This window comes from Paenibacillus xerothermodurans, assembly GCF_002220865.2.
Classification (GTDB): Bacteria; Bacillota; Bacilli; order Paenibacillales; family NBRC-103111; genus Paenibacillus_S; species Paenibacillus_S xerothermodurans.
Genome location: NZ_NHRJ02000034.1, coordinates 1 through 385, shown reverse-complemented (window position 1 = coordinate 385; position 385 = coordinate 1). Strand labels below are relative to the sequence as shown.

The following is a 385-nucleotide window of genomic DNA, read 5'->3' as shown; positions in this document are numbered from 1 at the left end:
ATCTCACCTTCGGGTGAGATTAGCGGCGGACGGGTGAGTAACACGTAGGCAACCTGCCTGTAAGACTGGGATAACTATCGGAAACGATAGCTAAGACCGGGTAATTGGTTTGTTCGCATGAACAAGACATGAAACACGGAGCAATCTGTGGCTTACAGATGGGCCTGCGGCGCATTAGCTAGTTGGTGAGGTAATGGCTCACCAAGGCGACGATGCGTAGCCGACCTGAGAGGGTGATCGGCCACACTGGGACTGAGACACGGCCCAGACTCCTACGGGAGGCAGCAGTAGGGAATCTTCCGCAATGGACGCAAGTCTGACGGAGCAACGCCGCGTGAGTGATGAAGGTTTTCGGATCGTAAAGCTCTGTTGCCAGGGAAGAATG

The 385-nt window shown here is 54.5% G+C and carries 1 rRNA gene; it reads left to right on the top strand.

Annotated features, from left to right (window positions below):
* A 16S ribosomal RNA gene (locus CBW46_RS20915) occupies positions 1–385 on the top strand; the annotation flags it as partial.